Source organism: Streptomyces sp. MBT65, assembly GCF_016612545.1.
In the GTDB taxonomy this organism is placed as follows: domain Bacteria; phylum Actinomycetota; class Actinomycetes; order Streptomycetales; family Streptomycetaceae; genus Streptomyces.
In genome coordinates this window covers 22,016-45,926 of the sequence record NZ_JAENRY010000027.1, presented here as the reverse complement: position 1 = coordinate 45,926, position 23,911 = coordinate 22,016, and the positions used below count along the sequence as shown (strand labels likewise).

Below are 23,911 nucleotides of genomic sequence, written 5' to 3'. Positions count from 1 at the left end.
CCCCCTTGGTGGTGCCCACTGAGGCGATCGCCACCGGCACCCCGAAGGCTGTGCCCACCGCCCCGACTCCCAGCCACCTGCCCGCCTGTCGCAGGCGTCGCGCGCCATCGGTGCGGTGCTTCCGCACGAATCCCCCCCCAACTGCCTGGCCGCTTCCGTACGCCTCATCGGATCCCCTCCCGGTTGTGACCACCGCGAACCGTGCCCCCGCCGCCGATCGCGACGATCGTGGTGTCGCACGGCTCGGCTGCACCGTTTCCATAGGTACCCAGCTGTTCGCCCGGTCGGCGAGGGTTGCCTGGGACGCGGTAATCGGCGACGACTCGTGCTTGCCCGGCCGCAGTCTCATCTCGTGTGCCTGACAGCACGTCACTCCGTGCGTCGTACGAGGGGAGTTCCCATGTCGTCCTTGAAAGCGTCCTCGGTGAAAGCGTTGTCCGCGGAACTGGCCGTGCTGCGGCCCCGCATGGACGCCGTCAGCCTGTCCATCCACGCGCGTCCCGAGCTGAAGTTCGCCGAGTTCCACGCCCGGCAGGCGCTGACCCGCTGGCTCGCCGAGGCGGGCTTCACGGTGACCGCTCCCGCGGGCGGCCTCGAAACCGCCTTCGTGGCCCTGCACGCGGGCAGCCGCCCGGGGCCCTGCGTCGCCGTGCTCGCGGAGTACGACGCGCTGCCCGCTGTCGGCCACGGCTGCGGTCACAACCTCATCGCGGCCGGCGGGGCGGCGGCGGCCCTGGCCGTCGTACGGGCGCTGCCCGCGCATCCGGGCACCGTCGCCGTGATCGGCACCCCGGGTGAGGAGATGGGCGGCGCGGGCAAGGTGCGGCTGGCCGATGCGGGGGTCTTCGACGGGGTGGACGCGGCGGTGATGTTCCATCCGGGGGACCGGTGGCTGACCGGCCGGCCCGGGCTCGCGGCGGCGCACCTGCGGGTCGAGTTCACCGGGGTGAGCGCGCACGCATCGGTCTCGCCGTGGCAGGGGCGCAGCGCGCTGGCCGGCGCCCATCTGTTCCTCAACGCCCTTGATGCGATGCGACAGTTCGTGCCGCCGAGTGCCCGGCTGCACGGCATTGTCGTCGACGGCGGTCAGGCGCCCAACGTGGTCCCCGCACGGGCCGCGGTCGATCTGTACGTCCGGGACCGTACGGCCGCGTCGGCCGAGGCCCTGGTGGAACGGGTGCGGGCCGCCGCGGCGGGGGCCGCGCTCGCCACGCAGACCCAGGTAGAGGTCTCCGAGACCGGGCCCCTGTACGCGGAGCGGCGCAACAACGCCGTTCTCGCGGAGCGGTTCGCCGACGCGGTACGGACGCTCGGCGTGGACATAGGGCCCTACGACCCCGACAGCCCCGCCGGGTCCTCCGACATCGGCAACCTCTCGCAGCTGATGCCGGTCATCCACCCCTACGTCCAGATCGCCGACACCGGTACACCCGCCCACTCCGACCGGATGCGAGAGGCCGCGGCGACGCCCCTGGCCCACAACCGCACACAGGCCGCGGCGACAGGGCTCGCCGAGGTGGTCGCCGCACTGCTCACCAAGCCGGAGGTACTCGTCGCCGCGCGGGCCGAATTCGAGGGGGTGCCGGTGTGAGGAGACCGCCGTACACTCCCGCTCATGTCGGTCGTCATAGTCCTGGAAGGCGCCGCCTGCGACCGGTTCACGGTCACCGTGTCCCCACTCGCCGAGCTGGCCGCCAGCCTGCACGTGCTGACCGGACACGCCCACCACACCGAGCACGCCGACTGGGCCGAGCGGACCAGCACCGCCGCACCGGCCGCCTTCCGGACCGGCCTTGGACGGTTCGCCCCGCTGTGGACGCCGCTGCGCTGGCGCGGATTCTATCCAGGGCTTCCCACACCGCCGGCGGAGCTCGCGGTGGACCGGTTCGCCGAGCTCATCGCGTACACCTGCGTCAGCGGCTACCGCGCCTACCGCTTCGGCAGGGTTCTCCACGACCGGACACAGGCGCGTGCGCTGCGCCAGGCCGCGTCCGCGCTGCCGGATCCGCACTCCGCCCTCGCCGCGGACCTGCTGCGCGACCCGCAGGCCCTACGCGCCGACCTCCTCGGCTTCCTCGACCTGTGCCGCCGCGTCTACTTCGACGAGCTGTGGACGCACACCGAGCCCGTCCTGTCCCGGGCCGCACACCAGATGCGCCGACGGCTCGCGGACGAGGGACCCGAGGCGGCCCTCCTCTCGCTCAGCCCGTCCAGCGCCTGCCTGGACAGCCCCGCCAGGGTCGTCCTCGACAAGGTGCACCACGCGGTGGTCAGCCCCGCCCGTACACCGCTGCTGCTGATCCCCACCTGGTACGGCGCCCCGCACCTGCTGGTGAAGGACGAGCCCGGACTGCCCCCCGTCGTGCACTTTCCCATCGACGCCCCTCAGATCGGCGTCACCCTGGCGCGCAGCCGCATGCTGGCACTCACCGATCCGCGTCGGATACGCCTGTGCCGCCTCATCGCACGCCAGGCGATGACCACCGCTGACCTGGCGGACCGGCTGTCGATGACCCGCCCGCAGGTCGCGCGGCATCTGCGCACCCTGCGCGACCTGGGCCTCGTCCAGGTGGAGCGCCACGGCCGCTATGTGCACTACGGGCTCGACCTCACCGCCGTCGAACGCATCGGACAGGACGTGGCAACGGCCCTGCAGTACTGAGCAAGGCAAGGAGGTGGTCCGCATGACAGGCCGTTATCCGATCGTCCGCCACCGCGAGCTGCGGCCCCGGTGGCGGTTGAGCGCGTGGCGCGAGCGGCGCCATCCGCTGATCGCCGGGCCCGGTCAGGTTCTCGTGCACGTCGTCGACGGGGCGTACACGACCGAGACGGCCGATCCCGCGCGGTGCACCGCCCTGACCCTGGTCGATGTCCGCCCCGACAGGCGTGTGTCCGCCCGCTGGGAGGTGACGGCGTCCGGCAGCGACTGGGACTTCCCCGTCACGGTGACCTTCCGCTGCACGGTCGTCGACCCCATCGTGATCGTCCGCAGCCGGTGGGACGTGCAGTTCGTCCTCGCCCAGGACCACAGACCATGGAGCCTGATGCGGACACACCCCGTGGGCGACGAGGACGGCCTGCGCCTGGCCCTGACCGCATTGCTCCAAGCGCGACCGGCCCACCAGGACATTGATGGGGTGCGCGTCGAGCTCGCGGAGGTGAGTGTGGGGCCGGCCCGGTTCGTGGTCGTTGACGAGGCGTAGAGCATCGAGGTGACCGCCGGACGCGTACGAACCTGCCGCCTGGCGGCACGATTCTGGGAAACGATCTCGACTTCGGCATCGCCCAGTCGCCGGGCGTCACAGCGCTGACCGAGCCCGGCGCGATCGTCTCCACGCCTGGCTACCACGCCCCCGAGCAGGCCCGGACCGGCGCCCAGGCCGCCGTCTACACGGGCACCTCGCCGACCTGGGGCGCGGCCTGTGCCCACACGCGACAACAGCGAGGAATACCCCCGCAGGGCGCGGGCCAAGTGCCGCTCATCGCGCCTGTCGATCACATCGGCGGCTTCGATCGCGAGTTTGCACGCCGTGATCATCGTGGGCCACAGTCGACCCGCGTCCCCCGCGGTCTTGGGGTTCGCGGCAAGGTTCTTCGCCCGCTCGAAAAGTTCCTCCCGCTCTTCCGGCCCCACGCCCTCACCCTTCGCCGTACTGTCCGACGATGACTTTGTAAGAGCAGTGGCAGCCGGATCCCCGGGGCCGGTCGGCCGAAGACGACGAGTTTCGACCGGCGCGAGGTGGTCCACAAGACGCATGGATTGGCAGCGGCCTGCAAGGGACAAGATCGTGAGACAGAAGTGCCGTGTCCTCCAAACGAGACAGCGGGAAAAGCCCAGGTCGCCGCCACGGAACAGGACATTCCGAATGAGGGCCTACACCTGGTGTGGGGCGCTCTCGACACCGTTCGCCTCTACCAGCACATCGTGGCGGCCGGGACGCTCTACACCCTCACGATGACCACGGAGGTGTGTGAGGAACTGGGGCTGGCGACCGTGCCGAGGGAGGTGACGCCGGGCCTGCGCCCGGTGATGGAGATAGCCGGAGTCGATCAGGAACTGATCGACTGGACCTCCACCCGCCGCCAGCAGATCGAGCAGGCTCTGGAGGGCATCACCGACAGGTACGTGAAGGACCACGGGCGGCTGCCCGGCGAACGCGCCCGCCACGCACTGGGATGGCAGGCCGCGCAGGACACTTGCCCCGAGAAAAAGACCGTCCGACCGCTCGGGGAACTGCGGACGTGGTGGCGTACCTCAGCGCTGCTGCGCTTCGGGCACCGGATCGTCGACGGACTCCTGGAACGCTGCCGGGCGGCCGGTGCGGCGATCCGCGCCCGGGTCGGCCCGCTGGTGGACACCGCGCTCGCCGCCGTCGACGTCGCCGTCGTCTACACCGTGCGCGGAATGTTCGCCCGCCGCCACGTCCTCGCCGAAGCCCGGACTGCTGCGGACACTGCCGCAGGCCCTGGCCGACGCGGACCAGGAGCACGCGGTGCGGCTGCTGGGACAGTTCGGCGTGCTGCTCCATGTAGTCGCCGACGGCCCGGAGGTGTCGTGGTGAGCGGGCTCAGCTACGGGTGTTGACGAAGCGCACGAACGTGCCCCATCCCGCCTGGACCGGGGCCATGCACCACTGGCACAGCGGGTTCTCTGCGTGTAAAGGTGTGGCGCGAGGCGAAGCCCGATGGCTTGATGCAGCTCAGCGCCGGTGTTGCCGACAGTAGCGGATGCAACATGTGTGGTGCCATCGCTGGATCGGGCGAAGCAGGCTTGCCGGTGAACGACTTCACGGCGGCACACGGGAACGGCTCCGCGTCCGCGAGGCTGGTGGCGCAGCGCGGGCGCGGAGCACGGGCGAGTGACTGCTCCGGTTATCGACCAGGACATGGCTCGGGCGACGGGCCGGGCGGGGATGGAAACCGAAGCTGACCGTACGGACCGAGGTGCCTGTCAGTGTGTGATCACTGGCATGTGCGTCTCCGCGTCGTCCGTGGTCGAGTCGGTTGCCGATCGGCCCACGTTGACGAGGGTCAGGGCCAGTGCGGCGGCGGCGATCAGGATGCCGACGGCGAACCAGATGGCGTTGGCGTAACCGTGAACCATGGCCTCCAGTTGGACGAGTTGTTGCTGGGGCTTGGTGGTGGCGGCCTGGATGTGGTCCTTGACGTAGGCGGTGGTCGCGGAGGCGGCGATGGTGTTGAGCAGGGCGGTGCCGATGGCGCCGCCGACCTGCTGGGAGGTGTTGACCATGGCGGAGGCGACGCCCGCGTCGCCGGCCTGGACGCCGTAGGTGGCCAGGGACATGGCCGGCATGAACGCTGTTCCGATGCCCAGGCCGAGGAGCAGTTGGGCGGGCAGGAGCAGGCCGGTGTAGGAGGAGCCGATCTCCAACTGGGTGAGCAGGAGCATGCCGGCCGCCGCGGTGAGGAAGCCGGGGCCCATCAGCAGGCGCGGCGCGATACGGGTCATGAGGCGGGCGCCGATCTGGGTGGAGCCCGCGATCATTCCCGCGATCAGCGGCAGGAACGCGAAGCCGGTCTTGACCGGGGTGTATCCCTTGACGATCTGCAGGTAGTAGGTCAGGAAGAGGAACATGCCGAACATGGCGATGATGGCGAGGCCGAGGGAGAGGTAGACGCCGCCGCGGTTGCGTTCCGTGATCACGCGCAGGGGCAGCAGCGGGGCCTTGACGCGGGACTCGGTGACGACGAAGGCGAGCAGCAGGACTGCCGAGGCGATGAACAGGCCGATGGTCACGGCGTCGCTCCAGCCGTCGGACTCGGCACGGGTGAAGCCGTAGACCAGCGAGACCAGGCCGAGGGCGGACAGGAGCACGCCGGGGATGTCGAGGGGGGAGCGGTTGCGGCCTTCCTCAGGCTCACGGATGACGAGCCAGGTGCCGGCTGCGGCGATGAGGGCGAACGGGATGTTGACGAAGAACGTCCAACGCCAGTCGAGGTATTCGCTGAGGAAGCCGCCGAGGATCAGGCCGACGGCGCCGCCACCTCCGGAGATTGCGCCGTAGATGCCGAACGCCCGGGCGCGTTCCCTGGCGTCGGTGAACATCACGGCGAGCAGGGACAGCGCGGCGGGCGCGAGGACCGCGCCGAACGCGCCCTGCAGGGCGCGGGCGCCGAACATCGTCGCGCCTGTAGTGGCCACGCCGCCGAGTGCGGAGGCGGCGCCGAAGCCGATGAGGCCGACGAGGAAGGCGCGCCTGCGGCCCCACAGGTCGGCGATGCGGCCGCCGAACAGCAGCAGACCGCCGAAGGCGAGGGCGTAGGCGGTGACGACCCACTGCCGGTTGCCATCGGAGATGCCCAGGTCGGCCTGGGCGGAGGGCAGGGCGATGTTCACGATGGTCGCGTCGAGCACGAGGCGCGCTCGCGCGGCTGCCGTCCCAGCGCCGTGCTGAAGGAGAAGAAGAGGAGCACATGCGGGCGAACCTGCCAGCCGACACGCCGTATCGGCGACGCCCGGCCCTGATGATCCCCCGGGCAGAGCAGAGCGGGGCAACAGCAGTGCGAACCACTGCTCACACATTCGATACGGCATTGCCGGATCGGGTGAATTGCCGCCGGTGCCGTACGGGCCCGGATCAGCTGTCAGGGCTGCCGTCGGCTCCGGGCAGGTCGTGCTTGCGGCAGAGGGTGGCGAAGAGCTCGTCGAGCGGTGTGTCCAGCGCATGTGCGAGGGCGTGCCATGTCTTGAGGGTGCCGACGGTGCGGCCCTGCTCGATCTCGATCACAGTGCGCCTGCTCAGGCCGCTGCGGGAGGCGAGCTCGTCGTAGCTCCACCCGCGCTCAGCCCGCAGACGCCCGAGCTCCAGTCGGAGGGCGTCGAGGTCCGGATCGGGTGGCAAGATCGTCACCCGACCATCCGACGGTGCAGACCCCTGCCCTGTCAGTGCAGACATCTGCCCTGTTTCTCCCGATGGCTCCACCGGCGGGAGGGCAGGGGTCTGCACTGCGGTGTCGGCCGTCCCGCCGTACCGCGCGGTGGGGCTGGCGCCGGACCGGGAAGGGAGGGATACACGCCCATGAGGGTGCGCACCCTGTTCCTCAGGCGGCGCGGACCTGGACGGTGGAACTGCGATGCCAGACCGACGGGCTCGTTCTCGTTTGCCAGCACTGTCCCCAGGACGGCCGGCGGGTCACCGCGCAGTCCGCGCGCGCCGCGGCCCTTGCTCACCTCGCCAGGCATGCCCGCGGTGACCTGAGGGCTCCTCACCTGCGGATCTGTCAGTGTCATGAACGTGGCTGCCGTTGGCACCGCCGTCACCGCGGGTGCGCGGGGCCCATCCGCCTGCTCCTGGCTTGCGAACGCGGCGGCCGTGTCTGGCGCCTCGCCGACGCCTGCGGCGCCTGCGCCGCGGCAACCGCCCAGGCCGCCGTCGTGCCCGACACCGTGCTGGCCGCGCCCTTCCACCCGCCTTCCGCGCGCCCGCGCGGTCCCCGGCCCAGCCGGGGGCCGGGGGAGCGTGTCCGCGTGGGCGAGATCCTCAGCTACTTGGCCGCGGCCCTGCCCGCGGACGTGTCCGCCGGGGCGAGGCTCCTCGCCCTGCAGTGTGCCCTGCGCATGAACGCATATCTGCACGTCGAACTCCGTGCGGGCCTGCTGCGCAGCCTTTGCGTCGATCCCGTGCAGGCCTGCCGTGAGTTGAAACAGGCGCGGTGGGCAAGCATGGTGAACGGTCCCGGAGCGGCCGGGGTGGCTTTGGAGCTTCGCGACGCCACGCTGCTCGCCCAGTCACCGGCCCGCCCCGACCGGCGGCGTGCGGCCGACTGGGCGTTGCGCACCGGGTCCCCTGCCGGATCGGTGGGACAGAGCCGCAGCTGCGACTGTCGGGCGTCTATCTCGCTGCGCGGAGCGATCCGTCCTCGGCAGAGGGACTGAGTGAATGCGACCGGATCATCCGTGACTGCGGCCTGCGCGATCAAGGGTTCTACGGTGTGCTCAGCACTCTGACGGCGAACGGCGTTCTGGAAGGGTGGTGGATCTCTCCGGATTCAGGCGACGTGCACTGGACGCTGGCGCCGGGGCGATGACAGGCACCCCTTTGCGGACCGTCAGGCATCGGCTGCGGCGGTCCCCGCCGGTTCAGCAAGGGCATCCTCCGATCCTCGTCCGGCCGGGTTCGTCAGCATTGCTCCCCATTGAACCGCTCGGCGCATCACGCTCTTCTCAGTACCGCCTCTGGCTGCTTCCCTTCGTAAATTGCGCAGTTCAGATGGGTGCTTCGCAGGCTCACGAAGGTGCGGGGTCGAATCTGAGGCGGGCGACGTGGTTGTGCAGTAGGCGTCCTGAGGTTTGGGACTGTCGGATTCGGATTGGCCCCAACTCAAACAGGACCCGGCGTACGGCCCGACTCGCCTGCTGTTCTTTCTTTCCGCAGGTCAGAGGGATTATTTATCGACTAAACAAACTCTTGGGGTCGAATCCGGGTCGAATCGGGGCTGTAGGTATCGTCGTTTCTGTCTGCTGACGATGCGGCATATTCGGGCATTCAGGGTGTCGAGTGTGGTCCAGTGCCGCTCTGTAGCAGACATCTCAGATGCTGATGCGCTCGGAAGTACATGTACGAGGTGTCTCCTTGTCGGCCTGCTCTGGCGGAACTTGAGCACCGATGGCCCGTCCTCCGGTGAGCTGTGTCCGGGCCGGCATGGGTGACGTTGCTCGTGCGGCGTGTCGAGAGGCGCCAATGGCGCCTTCGCCGGTGTCGCGGGACGCGCCCGACTGAACCCCCGCGCCGTGCAGCGGACGATGGGAATGATCACTGGCGGGGGCGTCTCGGTGACTGCTCCTGCTGGGAACCACTGGTTCCTGGCCGAGGCCGACCTGTCGATCGGCAGAGGCAATCCAGGGGTGCGGCAGGTGGGCTACGTGGCCGGTGCTCCACCGTCTCGCGCGGCAGCCGACGCTCTCGCGGCATCCGGTATGGCCTCACTGGCCGTCATGAGCACAGTCACGGCACCGGCGCTCGCCACCCCGCACGCGGCGGGCAGCGCCTCCGCACTGCTCGGCACCACCCAGTTCCTCATGGGCGCCCTCGCGCCGGCCCTGACCGGTCTCGGCGGCCAGGCCACCGCCCTGCCCTTGGCCGCATCGGTTCTCGGCCTCGCGCTGGCCGCAGCGGGGTGCTTCCTGGTCCTTTGCCGCAACTGGCGGTCCGCTCCCGACCCTGGCCCAGTGAATCAGGGGGATATCCGCACCGGTGGGACCGAGTCGGGACCACGGTGTCGTACACGGCTGGAGGGTCGGTGATGCAGGCGGTCGGAGGGCCGAAGCGGCAGCAGCGCGCGGGCCGGGAGGCTGGCCGCGGAAAGGACGAACGCACCGGTCAATGCCGAGTACACCAGAGACAGGCGGGACGTACGGGCCGGCCTCCGGCAAGGTGCTCGGGAAGGAGGCGTCGTCGTTGTCGGCGTGCGGGCGGACGGTGGAACCGGGTGAGTTCGAACGGATGGCGTTGCTGCTGCGCGGGGACATCGGAGAGATGACGGGCCAGGCAGGGAGGGCGCCGAGAGCAGGCCGCCCTGACCGGCGTCGGCTGCTCTGCGGCCTGCGCTTAGAGTGGTGGCGTGTCCGAAGGAAACGCCGTGGTGGCGCGCAATGTGCGCCTTCTCCGAGAGCAGCGGGGTCTGTCCCTGGCCGAACTGGCCCGGCAGGCGGGGCTGGCGAAGCAGACCCTGTCGAACCTGGAGCAGGGGGCCGGCAATCCCACGGTGGACACCTTGTTCTCCATCGCGACCGCGCTCGGCGTGCCTGTCACCAGGCTGGTGGCGGAGCGCGAACAGGTCATGACCGTGCAGCGCGGTGACGAGGTCGTCTGGCAGGGGCACGGGGCCTATGAGTCCCGTGCGCTGGACCACGTCTACGGATCCGGTGTCATCGAGAACTATCTGGTGCGCATCGGCCGGGAGACGGAGGGCGCGGGGAAGCCTTCCGAGGCGCACCCGGTGGGAACCCTGGAGCACTTGTACGTCATCAGTGGCAGGGTGCGTGTGGGTCCTGTCGACAGCCCGGTTGAACTGTCGGCGGGCGACTTCGTGCGCTATCCGGGCGACCGACCGCACGTGTACGAGTCGCTGGACGGCGAGAGCCTGGTGCACATCGTGGTGAGCGTGCCGCGGGTGCAGCCCGGTACGGGCGGCACCGCCGTCGCGCGTACCCATGGCGGCGGCCGGCACTGAGCGCCGATGCGGTGTGCCGTCGGTCCGCATGTCTGCTTGGGTTCGTACGGACCGGACCGGAGCATGGCCGCTGACGGGCAGGTCGGGCCGGTTGTCGGTTGGACCTTGCTCCGAAGGGGGCATCGGTGCCACATGCGTCGGTGCCGTCACCACCAGGGCGACCCGCGGCCGCTGGCGGCCGACTTCGTGCAGGTCAGGCCCCGGAAAGCCGGCCGAGCCCGGCGGGTACCGCCTGCCGTGCCTTGGCCGCGGTGATCGTCCGGCCCGCTTCGAAGGCCGCGCGGCGCAGGGCCGGGGCGAAGCGGGCGGGGTCGAAGAGCCGGTCCGCGCCGGCGATGGACAGGGCCGCCACGGGGCGGCCGGCGGGCCCCATGATCGGTACGGCGACGCAGGTGAGGCCGAGGGCGGCTTCCTGGCGGTCGTAGGCGATGCCGTCCTGGCGGATGCGGCGAAGGTCGGCCCGGAAGCGGCCGGGGTCGGCGAGGGTGTACTCGGTGTGGGCGGGCAGTCCCGCCGCGATCGCCGCCTCGGCGGCGTCGTGGTCGAACGCGAGAAGGGCCTTGCCGACGCCCGTGCAGTAGGCGGGCAGGCGGGCGCCGATGCGGGAGGGTGAGCGGGCCGATCGGTGTCCGTGGAGTTTGTTGACGTAGACGATGTGCGTGCCGTGGAGCACGGCGAGGTGCACGGTCTCGTGGGTCAGCTCGTACAGGTCCGCCAGGTGCGGCAGCAGCTTTTCCTGGAGCAGCGGGGGAGTGGGGCCGTAGGCCCGGCTGCCGATGTCGAAGAGCTGGGCGCCCAGCCGGTAGTCGCTGCCGACCCGGTCGACGAGGTCGTTGCGCTGGAGGATGCCCAGCAGTCTGAAGGTCGTCGACTTGCTCATGCGGGTGCGGCGGGCGAGCTCGCTCACGCCGATCTCCCCGTCCAGCTCGGCAAGGGACTTCAGAAGGGTGAGTGCCTTGTCGACGGCGGTCTGCTGTTCCGGTGCGGTGTCCGGCTCGCAGCTGGGTGCGGGCTCGGCGTGGGGCGAAGGAGGGGAGTGGACTGGCATAGCGGGCTCCGATGACGATCAGGCGGCACATTAAAATGGACGCATGTCCAATGTAGGTGACCATTTCGGCGTTGTAAACGGCGCGAAGCGTCGGTGCTGTTCCACATCTCGGCACGACGGCTGGGCATGGCGTCGCCGGGCGATGTCTCCTGTGCCCATGCAGCGACATGGCACCGCGGCCCCGACCGCCTCAGCGCCGCAGATCCGTACGTGCGAGGAGGCCCCGCGATGACATCCACCCCTGTCCGTCCGGCGGACCGTCCGTCCGGCGTCCGCGAGCCGTCCGTCGACGTCGGTGCGTACTTCGACCTGGACCGGGGCCTCATCGACCGGACGATCTTCAGCGACACCGGCCTCTACCGGCAGGAGCTGCGCCGCGTCTTCGCGCCCAGCTGGCTCTTCCTCGCGCACGAGAGCCAGTTCAGCAAGCCCGGCGACTTCTTCACCACGTACATGGGCGAGGACCCGGTCATCGTCACGATGGGCCGCGACCGGAAGCTGCGAGCCTTCCTCAACGCCTGCCGGCACCGGGGCATGCGGGTATGCCGTGCCGACGAGGGCGCCACGAAGGCGTTCACATGCAGCTACCACGGCTGGGCCTACGACACCTCGGGCAAGCTGGTCAACGTGCCCAACGGCGAGGACTATCCCGCCCACTTCGATCAGAGCCAGTGGGGACTGATCGAGGTCGCCCGGCTCGACACGTACAAGGGACTCGTCTTCGCGACCTGGAACCCTGAGGCCCCGCCCCTGCGCGAAGCGCTCGGCGGCCTCGCCTGGTACCTCGACGCGATGCTCGACCGGGACCCGGAGGGCACCGAGGTCGTCGGCGGGGTGCACAAGTGGGTTCTGGAAGGCAACTGGAAGCTGGCGGCCGAGCAGTTCGCCTCCGACTGGTACCACGTCAACATCTCGCACGCCTCGGCACTGATGGTCATGTCGCCCACCGGCAAGGGCCCGAAGGCCGAGATCGTGCAGACGCCGGGACGGCAGTACACCGACCCGCTCGGCCACGGACACGGCTTCCCCACCCACCCGAAGAGCCGCTTCGACGACCGGGTCGTGCACGACCACTACGACTACCCCGCGCTGCGGCAACGGCTCGGTGACGCCCGCGTCGAGGGCCCGATGACCACCGGTCACGGCACCGTCTTCCCCAACTTCTCCTACCTGCCGGTCAACGGCTCCATCCGCGTCTGGCACCCCAAAGGCCCGGACAAGATGGAGGTCTGGGCGTGGACGATCGTCGACAGGTCCATGTCGGACGAGGTCAAGGACGCCCAGCGGATCTACAACCTGCGGACGTTCGGGCCGACCGGGATCTTCGAGCAGGACGACGGCGAGAACTGGAGCGAGGTCCAGGCCACGGCCCACGGTTTCGTGTCTGGTTCCATGACCCTCAACTACCAGATGGGCCTAGGGCTTCAGACCGAGGACGGCATCCATCCCGGCACCACCGGCCACCTCTACAGCGACGGCGCCGCCCGCGGCTTCTACACCCGCTGGCGCGACCTGATGAACACGCCCGCCTGGCACGAGAAAGACACCGAGAAAGTCACGGAGAAGGACACTCCATGAGCACGACCAGCACCGGTATTCGCGTCGCCGAGGTGGGCGACATCGAGGAGGGCGAGGCGCTGAAGGTGCCCGCCGAGACCACCGGTCACGGCGACGCCATCGCCGTCTTCCACGACGACGGCGCCTACTACGCCCTCGACGACACCTGCTCCCACGGCCAGGCATCCCTGTCCGAGGGCTGGATCGAGAACGGCGAGGTGGAGTGCCCGCTGCACAGCGCGCGGTTCTGCCTGAAGTCCGGCGAGCCCCAGTGCATGCCCGCCACCGTCGCCGCACGTCCCCACCGGGTCGAGATCCGCGAGGACGGTATCTGGCTCTATCCCGGCCAGGGGGCCACCGCATGAGCGACCTGCGGCGCATCGCCGTCGTCGGCGCGGGCCTGGCCGCCGTCTCGGCCTGCGACGCTCTACGCGCCCAGGGCTACGACGGGGAGCTGATGGTGTACTCCGAGGAGAGCGGGCTGCCGTACGACCGTCCGCCGCTCAGCAAGGACGTCCTGCTGGGCAAGGCCCGGCGCGACGACATCCTGCTGCGGCCGGAGCAGTGGTACGAGGAGCAGCGCGTCGACCTGCGGGCGAGCACCTGGGTCCGGGCGATCCGCCCGCAGGAGGGCGGCCTGGAGCTGATCGACGGGTCGGTCGTGGGCGCCGACCGGATCGTGCTCGCCACCGGTGGTACTCCCCGCGCGTTGCCCGTGCCCGGCGGTGACGACCCGGCCGTACACCTGCTGCGTACCTGGGAGGACGCCGAGCGGCTGCGGGACCGCCTGCTCCCCGGCGCCAGGGTGGCCGTGGTCGGGGCCGGACTGATCGGCGCCGAGACCGCGGCCGTCGCCCGAGCCCTGGGATGCCGCGTCACCCTGGTTGACCCGGTGCCGGTACCGCTGGCCTCGGTGGTCGGGGACGACATCGCGGGTGCCCTGCACCGCAGGCACTCCGCCGAGGACATCGATGTGGTCACCGCCGGTGTCGAGCGCGTCGAACGCCCCCCGGGCGATCCCGGTGTTCTCCTGCATCTCGACGGATACGGCGGCCTCCTGTCCGCCGACACGGTAGTGGTCGGCATCGGCATCCGGCCGGCCACCCAACTGGCCGAGGCCGCCGGACTCACCGTGGACAACGGTATCGTGGTCGACGCAGGTCAGCGAACCTCCCACCCCAACGTCTTCGCCGTCGGTGATGTGGCCCGCCGGGAAGGCCATCGCGTACGACACGAGCACTGGGAAGCCGCCCAGCAGGGCGGCGAGGCAGCCGCCCACGGCATCCTCGGCCGCCCGGTACCGGAGCCCGGCGCGCCGTGGTTCTGGTCCGACCGGCACGGCTCGCGCCTGGAGGTGGTCGGCACCATGGCTGACGCCGAGCGGACCGTGTTGCGCGGCGCGCCTGACAGGGGTGCCTTCACCGCCTTCGGGTTGCGCGGTGACCGGGTGGTGGCTGCGGCCTCCATCGACCGCGCCCGGGACATCAAGGCTGCTCGCCGTGTCGTCGATCGCCGCGTCGTCGTCGACCCCGTACGCCTGGCCGACGAGACCACCGACCTGCGCACGCTGCTCACGCGCTGACCCCGCCGTGCCGCAGACCGGCACACGCGCTCCCTGAACCACCCTCTCCGCGCTGGAATGACAGCACCGAGCGCGGACCGCTGGAGGACCCACCGATGAGTATTCACCCGGAGCCGGCGGTCAACGAGCCCCCGACGGTCACCTACGACGACGTCCGGCTCCACTTCGAGGTGCAGCGCCTGTACACAGTTGAGGCGCAGCTGCTCGACCAGCACCGGTACGCCGACTGGCTGGAGCTGTTCGCCGACGACCTGCACTACTGGGCACCGGTGCGCACCAACCGGCTGCGCCGCCAGCAGGCCCTGGCCGACGGCGCGCCCGGTGAGGTGGCGATCTTCGACGAGACCAAGGCGAGTCTGGCCTGGCGGATCCGCCGTTTCGACTCGGGCATGGCCTGGGCCGAGGACCCGCCCTCGCGGACCCGGCACCTGATCACCAACGTGACGGTACGGCCGGGCGAGAAGAACGGCGAGTACGTCGCCGAGTCTGCGTTCCTCTGTTACCGCAACCGGCTGGAGCGCGAGGTCGACATCTACGCCGGCGGCCGCACCGACCACCTGCGTCGCACCGACGACGGAGGCCTGCTGATCGCCCGCCGCACGATCCTGCTCGACCAGAACGTCCTGCTCGCCAAGAACATCAGCACCTTCCTGTGACGACCGACCGGAGACCCACGTGAGCACTGCACAGACTGAAGAGCCGACGCTCGTCGAGCACACCGTTCGGACGACGCTCGGGACTGTCGCGGTCAGCGAGGCCGGCGAGGGCCCGGTGCTGGTGATGTTGCACGGCGGCGGCCCTGGTGCGAGCGGGGTGGCCAACTACCGCCAGAACCTGGCAGCTCTCACCCCGCACTTCCGGGTCGTGCTGCCCGACCAGCCCGGCTTCGGCGACAGCTACCGGCCCACCGAGGCGGACCTCGACGTCCACAGCATCACCGAGATCACCGTCGACGCCCTGCTGCAGACCCTGGACGCCCTCGGCGTCGACCGCTTCCACCTGCTCGGCAACAGCCTCGGCGGCGCCGCCGCTATCGCCACCGCGCTCGAAGTCCCCGAGCGGGTCGAGAAGTTGGTGCTGATGGCACCGGGCGGCGGCTGGCTGCCGTTCGGGCCGACCCCTACCGAGGGTCAGAAGGCGATGTTCCGCTACTACAACGGCGAGGGCCCGTCGGTGAAGAAGATGCGGGACTTCATCCGTGTCATGACCGCTGAGCCGATGCGCTGGGAGGACACCGTCCAGGCCCGCTACGAGGCCTCCCTCGACGAGTCCCACATCGCCTTCTACCACGCCTACAACGCGGCCTTCGCCAAGCGGCACGGCATGGACCCGCTCTGGCAGCGTGTCCACAGGATCAAGGCGTCGACCCTGCTGCTGTGGGGTCGCGATGACCGCACCATCACCCTCGACGGCGCCCAACTGATGCTCAAGCAGATCCGTGACGTCCAACTGCACGTCTTCGGCGGCTGTGGCCACTGGGTGCAGCTGGAGCGGCAGCAGGAGTTCGAGCGGCTGGTCACCGACTTCCTCGGAGCCCGGTGATGGGCGGCTGGCTGGAGGGCGACGTCGCCCTGATCACCGGCGGCGGCTCCGGCATCGGCCGCGCGGTCGCTCTGCGCTATCTCGCCGAGGGCGCGAGCGTCGTCGTCCTCGGCCGGAACACCGACCAGCTCCAGGAAGTGGTCGCGGCCGCAGGGGACCTGGGGGAGAGGATGCTCACCGTGGCCGGTGACGTGCGCTCCCCGGACGATCTGCACCGCGCCGTCGCGGCCACCACGGAGCGCTTCGGCAAGCTGGACATCCTCGTTCCGAACGCCGGAATCTGGGACTACCACCGCAGCGTCACCCGGCTCGACGGCAAGCAGCTCTCCGAGGCCTTCGACGAGGTCTTCGGCATCAACGTCAAGGGATACGTCCTGGCCGTGGAGGCCGCCTGGCGGGAACTGGTCCGCAGCCGCGGGAGCATCGTCATGACCCTCTCCAACGCCTCTCTCCACACCGACGGCGGCGGCTCCCTCTACACCGCCAGCAAACACGCCTGCCTCGGCCTGCTCCGCCAGTTCGCCTACGAGCTGGCACCGAAGGTCCGCGTCAACGGCGTCGCCGTCGGCGGCATGCGCACCAAGCTGCGCGGTCCGGAGAGCCTGGGCCTGCAGGACCGCACGCTGGAGGCCTCCTTCGCCAAGAACGAGGCGTCCGGCGACAAGCAGCCGCCTCTCATCCCCCTGTACGACTCCAGCGTCGAGCCCGAGGACTTCACCGGCCCGTACGTCCTGCTCGCCTCCCGCGCCAACAGCTCCACCGTGACCGGCGCGGTCATCCCCGCCGACGGTGGCATCGCTGTACGCGGCTTCCGCACCGCCGCCGGCGGCGCCGGCCTGTAGAACCCTCCGCCTCCCGTACGACAGCCATCGAAGGAGCCGCAGCCATGGCCGCCGTCGACATCAGCCCCGCAGCCGCGCTGTACCGCAGAGCCAAATACCCCACGTCCACCGCTCTCGTCTACGAGGGCCAGGAGTTCTCTGCCGCCCAAATCAGCCGCACGGCGGCCGAATTGGCGTCCGGGCTCGCCGAGCAGGGGCTGCGCCGCGGCGACCGGATCGCCTACCTGGGCTTCAACAGCGTCACCTTCTTCCACACGCTGTTCGCCGCCGCCCACCTCGGGGCCGTCTTCGTCCCCGTCAACTTCCGCCTCGCCGCCGACGAGGTACGCCACATCCTCATCGACAGCGGAGCCCACACCGTGGTCGTCGAGGAGGGGCACCGCGAACTGGTGGAGTCGGTCCTCGGCGGCATTCCAGCCCGCCGCCACCTCTTGGTCGACACCGACCCCGCCTGCCCCGCCGCGGTTGCGCCCGAGGCCCTGTGGACGCCGCTGTCGGAGCTGCTCGGCTCCGGACGGCCCGAACGGGAGCCGGTGCCGTTGCACGACGACGACCTCGGCGCCCTGATGTACACCTCCGGCACCACCGGGCGCCCCAAGGGAGTCATGCTCACCCACGGCAACCTGTGGTGGAACAGCGTCAACGTCGACAGCACGGTGGACACCCGCTCCGACGACGTGAACCTGGCCGTCGCCCCGCTCTTCCACATTGGCGGCCTCAACGCCCTCACCCTGCGCACCCTGCTGCGCGGCGGCACGGTCGTCCTGCGCCGCGGTTTCGACCCCGCGAAGTGCCTGGACGACCTGGTCAGGCACCGTGTGAGCACCTGCTTCGCCGTCCCCGCCATGTTCGCCGCCCTCGCCCGCGTGCCCGGCTTCGCCGAGGCCGACCTGGGAGCCCTGCGCTCCGCGGTGGTCGCGGGCGCACCCGTCCCACCCCAGCTGATCAAGGACTACGCCGAACACGGCATCCTGCTCCAGCAGGCCTGGGGGCTCACCGAGACGGCACCCTTCGCCACATACCTGCCCGCCGGGCTGACGCTGGAGAAGGCGGGCTCGGCCGGCGCGCCCATGCCGTATACCGAGATCAGTCTCGCCGATCCCGCCACCGGCGCCAGAATCGCCGAGGCCGACACCCGCGGCGAGATCTGCGTCCGCGGCCCCAACGTCACCCCCGGGTACTGGAACAACCCGGAGGCGACCCGCGCCGCCGTCGACGACGCCGGCTGGTTCCACACCGGAGACATCGCCCACCGCGACAAGGGCGGCTTCTACTACATCGTCGACCGGCTGAAGGACATGATCATCAGCGGTGGCGAGAACATCTACCCGGCCGAGGTGGAGCGTGTCCTCGCCGCCTGCCCCGGCGTCCTGGAGGCGGCCGTCATCGGCGTCCCCGACCCGAATTGGGGCGAGGCCGTCGAGGCCGTTCTCACCTGTGCACCCGGCACATCGCTCACGCTGGAGGGGGTACGGGAGTTCGCCGGCCGGCACCTCGCCCGCTACAAGCTCCCCACCCGGCTCCTGCTCGTCGGCCAACTGCCGCGCAACGCCAGCGGCAAGCTCGCCAAGGGCGAACTGCGCCGACTGGTCGAGGCCGAACCCGCCCCCGACACCAGATGAGCCCACCGTGACCACATCACTCGACGTGCCGCCGCTGCCCGAGCCTGCCCCAGGAGCCGACTGGACGTTGCGCCCACTCGCCGACGCCGGGCACGGCGTCCGTGCGTACGCTGCCGTCCCGCGAGATGGGGGTACGCCGGTCGAGCTGCGCCTGCACCGCGTTCAGCACCATCCGGTGCGCGCGTGCTATCCGTACGGCGCCCACGACATTGCTGTTGGACTGGTCCTGGTCGAGGACGCTGAGACCATGGCTGTTCGACTGCTGAGCGACCTCGTCCCCGCCCTGTTCGCCGCCGACCCGCACTGTCGCCGTGTCGTCGCCGCACCGGCCGAGGACGACACCGCCACGCAGAGCGCCTTCGAGGCGGGCGGCTTCCGTCGGGTCGCCGAAGCGGACCTGCCGAACGGCAGCGTCGTCCTGTTCACGGCGGAGCCGGCCTGGATCGCCGACGTTCCCACCGCATTGGACGACATGCCCCACTGACCCCGCTCCCGCCTCACGATGGCCGACGGCCCAAGTCGGGTACCTGGGCCGTCGGCCATCGGCGATCTCAGGTGCCCTCCCACCACCGGGCCGGGCACTGAGCGGTGACGTGATGTCACCGACGTCGCCGATGTGCTGCACCGTGGCACGCGCGCTATGGCCCGATGCCCGGTCGGGGCCACCGTGATCTCGTGCTTGCTGCTATCGCCATCTCCCAGAGCGCCGCCGACCCGCTGTCCGGGCTCGTCCTGCGCGACGTACCGGAGCCTGCCTCGAAGCCCGGCTGGTCCCGGGTCCGTGTCGTGGCCTCCTCGCTCAATATGCACGACCTGTGGACCCTGCGGGGTGTCGGCCACCCGCCCGAGCGGCTCCCGATCGTCCTCGGCTGTGATGCGGCCGGATACGACGAGGACGGCAACGAGGTGATCGTCCACCCGGTGCTCGGCGACCCGGACGCCGGGCGCGGCGACGAGACGCTGGACCCGAACCGGGCGCTGCTGTCCGAGCGGCACGACGGTGCGTTCGCGGAGTACGTCACCGTGCCCGCCCGCAACCTGGTTCCCAAGCCTGCGTGGCTGTCGTTCGACGAGGCCGCCTGTCTGCCCGTCGCCTGGACCACCGCCTACCGCATGCTGTTCACCCAGGCGCGGATCACCGCCGGCGACCGGGTCCTGGTCCAGGGCGCCGGCGGTGGGGTCGCCTCCGCCGCGATTCTGCTCGCGGTGGCCGCGGGCGCCGTCGTCTACGCCACCAGCCGCAGCGAGGACAAGCGTGCCGAGGCCCTGAACTGGGGCGCCCGTGCCGCCGTACCCACCGGCGAGCGGGTGCCCGAGAAGGTCGACGTCGTCATCGAGACGGTCGGCGAGGCCACTTGGTCGCACTCACTGAAGTCACTGAGGCCCGGCGGAACGGTCGTCATCGCCGGGGCCACCAGCGGCACCAACCCGCGCGCCGATCTGGGCCGCGTCTTCTACCTCCAGCAGCGCATCCTCGGCTCCACCGGCGGCACCCGCGCCGAGCTGGTGGCGATGCTCCGCATGCTCGACGCGACCGGCGTCCGCCCGGTGATCGACCGGACCCTCCCGCTTACGGACATCCACAAAGGATTCCAGCTCATGATCGACGGCGGGCTGACGGGGAAGCTCGTCATCCACCCCTCGGATTCCCGCCCCCAGCCCCAGCAGTAAGGAACGTCCATGCCCGCTGCAGCCGTCGGGCTGTCCCACTCGCCCCTCATCGGCAAGAACGACCCCGCTCCGGACGTCCTGGCTCGTGTCGACGAGGCCGTTGAGACGGCGCGGACTTTCATTCGCGCCTTCGATCCGGACCTGGTCGTGCTCTACGCGCCCGACCACTACAACGGTTTCTTCTACAAGGAGATGCCGCCGTTCTGCCTGGCCACCGAGGCGCACGCGGTGGGTGACTTCGGTACGGCCGCCGGACCGCTGTCGGTCGACACCGCCGCCGCGAAGGCCCTGGCCCAGGGCGCGCTCGACCGCGGCATCGATCTCACCGTCTCCGCCAGGATGACCGTCGACCACGGTTTCGCGCAGCCGCTCGAAGTCCTCTTCGGTGGCATCGGCCAAGTGCCGGTCGTGCCCGTCTTCGTCAACGGCGTGGCCACACCGCTGGGTCCGGTGAGCCGGATCAGCGCACTGGGGACCGCCCTGGGCCAGGCCTGCGCCGACCTCGACCGGCGCGTGCTGTTCCTCGCCTCCGGCGGCCTCTCGCACGATCCTCCCGTACCGGTGCTGGACGGAGCTCCGCCCCGAGTCGCCGACGCGCTCATCGAGGGCCACCCGCCGACCCCCGAGCAGCGCGCGAAGGGCGAGCAGCGGGTCGTCCAGGCGGGTCGCGACTACCTCGCCGGGGCGAGCACGATGATCCCGATCAACCCCGCCTGGGACAACCGTCTCCTCGACCACCTCGAACGCGGAGAGCTGGCGGAGTTCGACTCCTGGACCGTGGACGGGATGGCCAAGGATGCCGGCGGGTCCGCCCACGAAGTCCGCACGTGGATCGCCGCGTTCGCCTCCCTGGCCGCCACCGGGCCGTACGAGATGAGCTCCCGCTTCTACGAGGCCATCCCCGCGTGGATCGCCGGGTTTGCCGTGGCCACGGCAGAGGGGCGGTAACCGCCATGACGTACACACCAGTTGACGCACAGGCCGTGGTCCGCGCCGCCGCACGGCTCGCCACCGCCCTGGACGAGGGCCGGCCCGTCCCGCCCGTACGTGATCTCCTCGGCGAACACGACCTCGCCGCCGCCTACGCCGTACAACAGGAGCTGGCCCGTCGCAGGCTGGTGGACGGCGCGGTCGTCGTGGGCCGCAAGATCGGCCTGACCTCACCCGCTGTACAGCGCCAACTCGGCGTCGATCAGCCCGACTTCGGTGTGCTCTTCGCCGACATGGACGTCTCGGGCCTGCCCGAGGTACCGTCCGGGCGGCTGCTCCAGCCCAAGGCCGAGGCGGAGATCGCCTTCGTGCTCAAGGAGGACCTGACCGACGGCGACCTGACCCCGCCGCGGGTGCGCGCCGCGGTCGAGTACGCAGTCGCCGCGCTCGAGATCGTCGACAGCCGCATCGCCGACTGGGACATCACCCTCACCGACACGGTCGCGGACAACGCCTCCAGCGGACTCTTCGTGCTCGCCGAACACCGGCTCACCCTCGACGACTTCGAGCCCCGCGAGACCTCCATGCGGCTGTACGCCGACGACGTCCTCGTCTCCGAGGGCAACGGCGCCGCATGCCTCGGTGACCCGCTGAACGCGTTGGCCTGGCTGGCCCGCACGGCACGGGAGTTCGGCGATCCGCTGCGCGCGGGCCAGGTCGTCCTGTCCGGCGCGCTCGGCCCCATGGTCCCCACTCCGCCCGGAACCCGGATCCGCGCCGAGATCAGCTCGCTCGGCGAGGTCACCGCCGTATTCTCCGAAAAGAGCAGCGCATGACGAAGACCAAGGTTGCCATCATCGGGTCCGGCAACATCGGCACCGACCTGATGATCAAGATCCTGCGTCTGTCGGACACCCTGGAAGTCGGTGCCATGGTCGGCATCGACCCGGCGTCCGACGGCCTCGCGCGCGCCGCCCGCCTCAAGGTCCCCACGACCCACGAGGGCGTCGACGGCCTCATCGCTCTGCCGCATTTCGACACGATCGAGATCGTCTTCGACGCCACCTCGGCCAAGGCCCACCTGGCCAACGCCCACAAGCTCGGGTCCTACGGCAAAAAACTCATCGACCTCACGCCCGCAGCCATCGGCCCGTTCGTCGTGCCACCGGTCAACCTCGAGGAGCACCTCGACGCGGGGGCCGACAACCTCAACATGGTCACCTGCGGCGGCCAGGCGACCATCCCCATGGTCGCGGCCGTCTCCGCGGTGACCGACGTCCACTACGCAGAGATCGTCGCCTCCATCGCCTCCAAGTCGGCCGGACCCGGCACCCGCGCCAACATCGACGAGTTCACCGAGACCACCTCCCACGCCATCGAGACGGTGGGCGGCGCCGCGCGCGGCAAGGCGATCATCGTCCTCAACCCCGCCGAGCCGCCGCTGATCATGCGGGACACCGTGTTCTGCCTGACCGGTGACGTCGACCAGGACGCCGTGCGCGCCTCCGTCAAGGAGATGGCCGACCGGGTGGCCCAGTACGTGCCCGGTTACCGGCTCAAGCAGGAGGTACAGTTCGCCCCCGTCGCCGAAGACGAACCGGTGCACACCCTGGTGCCCGACGGCGCGGGTCCGGTGACCACCCGGATCTCGGTGTTCCTCGAAGTCGAGGGCGCCGCCCACTACCTGCCGGCCTACGCCGGAAACCTCGACATCATGACGTCGGCCGCGCTGCGGGTCGCCGAGTCGATCGCCCGGCGCAGCACCCTTCCCGCGGAGGCCCACCGATGAGCCCCAGCCTGTACATCCAGGACGTCACCCTGCGCGACGGTATGCACGCCATCCGGCACCGCATCGACCCCGCCGACGTGGGCCGCATCGCCGCCGCCCTCGACGCGGCGGGCGTCGACGCGATCGAGGTCGCGCACGGCGACGGCCTGGCCGGCGGGTCGCTCAACTACGGCCCCGGCAGCCACACCGACTGGGAATGGATCGAAGCGGCAGCGGACGCGATCGACGACGCGGTGCTCACCACCCTCCTCCTGCCCGGCATCGGCACGATCGCCGAATTGGAGCGCGCCCACGCCCTCGGCGTCCGCTCGGTGCGCATCGCCACCCACTGCACCGAGGCCGACATCTCCGCCCAGCACATCGCCAAGGCCCGCGACCTCGGCATGGACGTGGCCGGTTTCCTCATGATGAGCCACATGGCCCCGCCCGCCGAACTCGCCGCCCAGGCCCAGCTCATGGAGTCCTACGGCGCCCACTGCGTGTACGTCACCGACTCCGGCGGCCGGCTCACCATGGACGGCATGCGTGAGCATGTCCGTGCCTACCGGGACGTCCTCGACCCGGCCACTCAGATCGGCGTGCACGCGCACGAGAACCTCTCGCTGTCGGTCGCCAACAGCGTCGTCGCGGTGGAGGAGGGCGTCACCCGGGTCGACGCGTCCCTCGCCGGGCAGGACGCAGGCGCCGGCAACTGCCCCATCGAGGCCTTCGTCGCCGTGGCCGACCTGCAGGACTGGAAGCACGGTTGCGATCTCCTCGCCCTCCAGGACGCCGCCGACGATCTGGTACGACCACTGCGAGACCGCCCGGTCCAGGTGGACCGCGAGACCCTCACCCTCGGCTACGCAGGCGTCTACTCCTCCTTCCTGCGCCACGCCGAACTCGCCGCCGAACGCTACAGCGTCGACGCCCGCGCGCTCCTGCTGGAGGTCGGCCGCCGGGGCCTGGTCGGCGGTCAGGAGGACATGATCGTCGACATCGCCCTCGACCTCGCGTCGGAGGAGGCCACCACTGTGAGCTGAGCAGTGTGCGCCGTACGCCGAAGGAACGCCCGGAACATCATGGGAACGGGGTCACGCCCGGGATGGGCGTGACCCCGTTCCCCATGAGCCAGCGGCGGCCCTTGGCGGTGAG

General features: G+C 70.5%; 23 protein-coding genes. 20 read left to right on the top strand and 3 right to left on the bottom strand.

Annotated features, from left to right (window positions below; translation table 11 throughout):
* Positions 1–400: 400 nt before the first annotated feature.
* From JHN63_RS08860 to JHN63_RS08845, 4 genes are all read left to right on the top strand, one after another.
* Positions 401–1,591, top strand: coding sequence for a M20 family metallopeptidase (locus JHN63_RS08860; protein ID WP_200678576.1), 1,191 nt, complete (start codon positions 401–403; stop codon positions 1,589–1,591).
* 24 nt (positions 1,592–1,615) lie between these two features.
* A complete protein-coding gene (locus tag JHN63_RS08855) occupies positions 1,616–2,662 on the top strand; it encodes a DUF5937 family protein (protein WP_200678574.1) in 1,047 nt (348 codons plus the stop codon).
* A gap of 22 nt (positions 2,663–2,684) precedes the next feature.
* Positions 2,685–3,203 (top strand): hypothetical protein, encoded by a 519-nt coding sequence (locus JHN63_RS08850; protein ID WP_200678572.1) that lies wholly within the window; start codon positions 2,685–2,687, stop codon positions 3,201–3,203.
* Positions 3,204–3,883: 680 nt separating this feature from the next.
* Positions 3,884–4,585: a relaxase domain-containing protein gene (locus JHN63_RS08845; protein WP_307781853.1), complete on the top strand. Its 702-nt coding sequence runs from the start codon at positions 3,884–3,886 to the stop codon at positions 4,583–4,585.
* 366 nt (positions 4,586–4,951) lie between these two features.
* Here JHN63_RS08845 and JHN63_RS08840 read toward each other — a convergent pair whose 3' ends face one another.
* Both JHN63_RS08840 and JHN63_RS08835 read right to left on the bottom strand, forming a co-directional pair.
* Entirely contained in the window at positions 4,952–6,544 is a 1,593-nt protein-coding gene (locus JHN63_RS08840; RefSeq protein WP_200678582.1) for an MFS transporter, read from the bottom strand.
* A gap of 55 nt (positions 6,545–6,599) precedes the next feature.
* On the bottom strand, positions 6,600–6,872 hold the full coding sequence (locus tag JHN63_RS08835) for a helix-turn-helix transcriptional regulator (protein WP_200678570.1): 273 nt from the start codon (positions 6,870–6,872) through the stop codon (positions 6,600–6,602).
* A gap of 617 nt (positions 6,873–7,489) precedes the next feature.
* Here JHN63_RS08835 and JHN63_RS08830 point away from each other — a divergent pair.
* From JHN63_RS08830 to JHN63_RS54215, 3 genes are all read left to right on the top strand, one after another.
* Positions 7,490–7,897, top strand: coding sequence for a hypothetical protein (locus JHN63_RS08830; RefSeq protein WP_234476323.1), 408 nt, complete (start codon positions 7,490–7,492; stop codon positions 7,895–7,897).
* A 1,059-nt stretch (positions 7,898–8,956) separates the two neighbouring features.
* Positions 8,957–9,265, top strand: a complete 309-nt coding sequence (locus JHN63_RS08825) for a hypothetical protein (RefSeq protein WP_200678568.1) — start codon at positions 8,957–8,959, stop codon at positions 9,263–9,265.
* A 317-nt stretch (positions 9,266–9,582) separates the two neighbouring features.
* Positions 9,583–10,194: an XRE family transcriptional regulator gene (locus JHN63_RS54215; protein ID WP_307781852.1), complete on the top strand. Its 612-nt coding sequence runs from the start codon at positions 9,583–9,585 to the stop codon at positions 10,192–10,194.
* Between the two features lie 193 nt (positions 10,195–10,387).
* On the opposite strand, the gene JHN63_RS08815 is transcribed toward JHN63_RS54215, so the two are convergent.
* Complete coding sequence (locus tag JHN63_RS08815; RefSeq protein WP_200678566.1) at positions 10,388–11,242, bottom strand: IclR family transcriptional regulator; 855 nt, start codon at positions 11,240–11,242, stop codon at positions 10,388–10,390.
* A 228-nt stretch (positions 11,243–11,470) separates the two neighbouring features.
* Between JHN63_RS08815 and JHN63_RS08810 the strand changes: the two genes are divergently transcribed.
* The 13 genes from JHN63_RS08810 to dmpG all read left to right on the top strand — a co-directional run bounded on the left by JHN63_RS08810 (position 11,471) and on the right by dmpG (position 23,799).
* The gene (locus tag JHN63_RS08810) at positions 11,471–12,820 is read left to right on the top strand and encodes an aromatic ring-hydroxylating dioxygenase subunit alpha (protein WP_200678564.1); all 1,350 of its coding nucleotides are present in this window, start codon (positions 11,471–11,473) and stop codon (positions 12,818–12,820) included.
* Positions 12,817–13,164, top strand: coding sequence for a bifunctional 3-phenylpropionate/cinnamic acid dioxygenase ferredoxin subunit (locus tag JHN63_RS08805; RefSeq protein WP_200678562.1), 348 nt, complete (start codon positions 12,817–12,819; stop codon positions 13,162–13,164). The genes JHN63_RS08810 and JHN63_RS08805 overlap by 4 nt, the downstream gene beginning before the upstream one ends.
* Positions 13,161–14,381, top strand: coding sequence for an NAD(P)/FAD-dependent oxidoreductase (locus JHN63_RS08800; RefSeq protein ID WP_200678560.1), 1,221 nt, complete (start codon positions 13,161–13,163; stop codon positions 14,379–14,381). Before JHN63_RS08805 ends, JHN63_RS08800 begins: the two co-directional genes overlap by 4 nt.
* A 95-nt stretch (positions 14,382–14,476) precedes the next feature.
* Positions 14,477–15,037 (top strand): 3-phenylpropionate/cinnamic acid dioxygenase subunit beta, encoded by a 561-nt coding sequence (locus JHN63_RS08795; RefSeq protein WP_200678558.1) that lies wholly within the window; start codon positions 14,477–14,479, stop codon positions 15,035–15,037.
* 19 nt (positions 15,038–15,056) lie between these two features.
* Positions 15,057–15,923 carry an alpha/beta fold hydrolase gene (locus tag JHN63_RS08790; RefSeq protein ID WP_200678556.1) on the top strand — a complete coding sequence of 289 codons (867 nt, stop codon included), beginning with the start codon at positions 15,057–15,059 and terminating at the stop codon, positions 15,921–15,923.
* Complete coding sequence (locus tag JHN63_RS08785; RefSeq protein WP_200678554.1) at positions 15,923–16,765, top strand: SDR family NAD(P)-dependent oxidoreductase; 843 nt, start codon at positions 15,923–15,925, stop codon at positions 16,763–16,765. The genes JHN63_RS08790 and JHN63_RS08785 overlap by 1 nt, the downstream gene beginning before the upstream one ends.
* 44 nt (positions 16,766–16,809) lie before the next feature.
* The gene (locus JHN63_RS08780) at positions 16,810–18,387 is read left to right on the top strand and encodes a long-chain fatty acid--CoA ligase (protein ID WP_200678552.1); all 1,578 of its coding nucleotides are present in this window, start codon (positions 16,810–16,812) and stop codon (positions 18,385–18,387) included.
* A 7-nt stretch (positions 18,388–18,394) separates the two neighbouring features.
* A complete protein-coding gene (locus tag JHN63_RS08775; RefSeq protein ID WP_200678551.1) occupies positions 18,395–18,871 on the top strand; it encodes a GNAT family N-acetyltransferase in 477 nt (158 codons plus the stop codon).
* 191 nt (positions 18,872–19,062) lie between these two features.
* Positions 19,063–20,058, top strand: a complete 996-nt coding sequence (locus tag JHN63_RS08770; protein WP_200678550.1) for a zinc-binding dehydrogenase — start codon at positions 19,063–19,065, stop codon at positions 20,056–20,058.
* 9 nt (positions 20,059–20,067) lie between these two features.
* Entirely contained in the window at positions 20,068–21,006 is a 939-nt protein-coding gene (locus JHN63_RS08765) for a 3-carboxyethylcatechol 2,3-dioxygenase (RefSeq protein ID WP_200678549.1), read from the top strand.
* A 5-nt stretch (positions 21,007–21,011) separates the two neighbouring features.
* On the top strand, positions 21,012–21,824 hold the full coding sequence (locus JHN63_RS08760) for a 2-keto-4-pentenoate hydratase (RefSeq protein WP_200678548.1): 813 nt from the start codon (positions 21,012–21,014) through the stop codon (positions 21,822–21,824).
* Positions 21,821–22,777 carry an acetaldehyde dehydrogenase (acetylating) gene (locus JHN63_RS08755; RefSeq protein ID WP_200678546.1) on the top strand — a complete coding sequence of 319 codons (957 nt, stop codon included), beginning with the start codon at positions 21,821–21,823 and terminating at the stop codon, positions 22,775–22,777. Before JHN63_RS08760 ends, JHN63_RS08755 begins: the two co-directional genes overlap by 4 nt.
* Positions 22,774–23,799: a 4-hydroxy-2-oxovalerate aldolase gene (gene dmpG, locus JHN63_RS08750; RefSeq protein ID WP_200678545.1), complete on the top strand. Its 1,026-nt coding sequence runs from the start codon at positions 22,774–22,776 to the stop codon at positions 23,797–23,799. The genes JHN63_RS08755 and dmpG overlap by 4 nt, the downstream gene beginning before the upstream one ends.
* The last annotated feature ends 112 nt before the right edge of the window (positions 23,800–23,911 follow it).